Source organism: Pseudolactococcus raffinolactis NBRC 100932 (assembly GCF_001591765.1).
Taxonomy (GTDB): domain Bacteria; phylum Bacillota; class Bacilli; order Lactobacillales; family Streptococcaceae; genus Pseudolactococcus; species Pseudolactococcus raffinolactis.
Genome location: NZ_BCVN01000080.1, coordinates 1 through 2,289 on the forward strand (window position 1 = coordinate 1; position 2,289 = coordinate 2,289).

General features: G+C 37.7%; 5 protein-coding genes. All 5 read right to left on the minus strand.

Annotation, left to right across the window (positions count from 1 at the left end):
- Window positions 1–100: 100 nt before the first annotated feature.
- On the minus strand, window positions 101–457 hold the full coding sequence (locus LRA01S_RS10425; RefSeq protein WP_061775540.1) for a hypothetical protein: 357 nt from the start codon (window positions 455–457) through the stop codon (window positions 101–103).
- Window positions 454–762, minus strand: a complete 309-nt coding sequence (locus tag LRA01S_RS10430) for a phage head closure protein (protein ID WP_061775541.1) — start codon at window positions 760–762, stop codon at window positions 454–456. Before LRA01S_RS10430 ends, LRA01S_RS10425 begins: the two co-directional genes overlap by 4 nt.
- A complete protein-coding gene (locus tag LRA01S_RS10435; protein WP_061775542.1) occupies window positions 762–1,040 on the minus strand; it encodes a hypothetical protein in 279 nt (92 codons plus the stop codon). The genes LRA01S_RS10430 and LRA01S_RS10435 overlap by 1 nt, the downstream gene beginning before the upstream one ends.
- Window positions 1,033–1,218, minus strand: a complete 186-nt coding sequence (locus LRA01S_RS10440; protein WP_061775543.1) for a hypothetical protein — start codon at window positions 1,216–1,218, stop codon at window positions 1,033–1,035. Before LRA01S_RS10440 ends, LRA01S_RS10435 begins: the two co-directional genes overlap by 8 nt.
- 58 nt (window positions 1,219–1,276) lie before the next feature.
- On the minus strand, window positions 1,277–2,289 hold a 1,013-nt coding region (locus LRA01S_RS10445), incomplete at its 5' end, for a phage major capsid protein (protein WP_061775544.1).

Below are 2,289 nucleotides of genomic sequence, written 5' to 3' on the forward strand. Positions count from 1 at the left end.
TTAGATAAGGCAATTCTGGTGCTTGACCAACGCTAAAAGCTTGATATTGGATAGGTATTTCTAACTGTTCCAATTCAGCTTTAAATTCCATTAAATTCATTTAGCCACCTTTGATTGCCCTTTCTACTTTATTCTCGAATTTCTTGATAGCTTCTTGTTCAGCAATCGAAATATGAGGTTGTGCCTTGGTACGCCCGCCATTCCTTTTTGCGTGTCCTTTTTCTGTCAGGTGTGTTAATCCTGCGTCAGTTGCGTTGTGAATAACATAGCTTGTACCATCTTTTTTCTTTCGCCAACCTTTAGCATATTTACCCCTGCGACCAGTAGGACTATTAACCTTAAGCATGTTAACTGTTTCATCAGCTACATCAGATTTGATTTCATCTAGTTGTTGCACAATTTCACTGGTGTATTCAGACAATGCTTGTGCAATTTCGTTTGCTATATCTTGCATCATACACCGCCTTTTTTCGCTTTCAACTTCAATTCAAGTTGCTCGTTGCTGATTTTATAAGTGTTTATAACTTGATATGTCAATCCGTCAATCTTAACCAACTGTTCATTTGAATACTCAAAAGCATGAATAACAATAATCTTAGTCAACTCAATATTGCTCTGCCCTGCGTAGTATAATTCAGCTCGTGAAATAGGCTTTTCAAAAGCTAATAGCTCAGTTTGTTTATATTGGATTATCTTATTAATCTTGCCTTTTTCTTGAACATAGCCATCTTCTGCAAGTAGTGAAACTTCTAAATCCCACATCAGACACCTCCATATTTAACCATGAGGTTTCTCAGCCTATATTCTAGGTTTCTAGGCAATGTACCCGCACCCTTGTTTTCGTATCTGAAACAAGAATAATCAACGATAAACATGAGGTGTTCAGCGTTTTCAAAGTCTAGCTTAATGCGTTTTTGAATTTCTAATTCATCAGCAACTGACTTAATAATCACTTTCAATAATTCATCACGAACACTAGACTTATACCCCAATGTCGCTTTGACCAAGCCCAAAACCTTATCTTCAATAGTTTCAGTCATTGGCTACCTCCTCCTCATCAACAATACAAATAAGAGGTTGCCCCCTCATGTTGTTTGATGAAAGAAGTTCTTCGATTCTAACTTTTTTTGTCCGTCCCTTAAAAGGGTATTTATCGTTTGTTCGATAAATATGTTTAGTTTCTTTACATGTAAAATCTACTAACACTTGATATTTCATTTTTTTCTCCTTTCGATTAAAAATAAAAGAGGTTGCCCTCTTTATTTAATATACTTGATTAACCTTGGGCAGGTGTAGCTGTGATAGTCACAACTGCAAATGCTTCAGCTTTAGTTGCTTTACCATCGTAAAATCCTACACCTTTAAATACTGTGTTGTCGCTAGTGAATTGTACTTCTGTAGATGATTCAACACGAATTTCTGAGCGTTGAGCAAGTAAGAATTGTTTGAAGTCACCGAACACGATTGTGTTATCGTCAGCATAAGCAGAAAGCACAACTCGGAAAGGCAATGCGTATGAACCTGTCAGTACACCGTTTGCTGCGACCGCCAAAGTTTTAGGCACGATTTTTGAGTAGTAAGTCGCACGATTCATGACCGCAATAACTTCACCGCCAGTTCCGTCTGTATCAACTTTAGCCAATTTAGCAATCAAATCAGTGATAGTTCCGTCACTTGTCACTTTGTTAGCTGTCGGTGCTGAAACTACAACACCAGTTGGCTGTTTAGTTCCTGTACCTTTAAGGATTGCTTTGTCAAGGGCTTTTGCAATCGCTTTAGCCAAACGATCTTCAACATGTGACGCAAGGTTAATTAATGAATTTTCAATAATGATATTCGGTACTGCTACATATCCGCCAAGTCCGAACCCATCAAGCTCAACACCGTCAAGTTTATCTTCAAGCTCATCAAGTGCTTTCTTGCCGACTTCAAACCAAATTGCCTCAGGAATATCACCTGCAATAACCGCACGACCTGTACCACCGATTTTCTCAACTGTTACTTCATTAATAAGTGTTGAGTAATCACCTAGTTTAGACTCAATACGGTCAATAACTTCGGTAGGTACTACCTTTTCAGCACCTGTTAGTGAGCGTTTTTCAACCATTGCATTTGCGATATTTTGATAGAATGAACGAACATTTTCAATTTGCAAAGATTCACGAATTGTCATTACATCTGCGTTGTTTCTAGTTTGTACTTTTTTAGCCATTTTTCTTTTTTCTCCATCTTCTTTTTCTTCATTGTCGGGTTGTTCATCTTCGATTTTAGCCAATTCAGCTTCTAAGT

Bases quoted from the DNA above. Each gene is read 5' to 3' on its own strand.
- LRA01S_RS10435 (WP_061775542.1), bottom strand. From the start codon at position 1,040: ATGACTGAAACTATTGAAGATAAGGTTTTGGGCTTGGTCAAAGCGACA.
- LRA01S_RS10440 (WP_061775543.1), bottom strand. From the start codon at position 1,218: ATGAAATATCAAGTGTTAGTAGATTTTACATGTAAAGAAACTAAACAT.
- LRA01S_RS10430 (WP_061775541.1), bottom strand. From the start codon at position 762: ATGTGGGATTTAGAAGTTTCACTACTTGCAGAAGATGGCTATGTTCAA.
- LRA01S_RS10425 (WP_061775540.1), bottom strand. From the start codon at position 457: ATGATGCAAGATATAGCAAACGAAATTGCACAAGCATTGTCTGAATAC.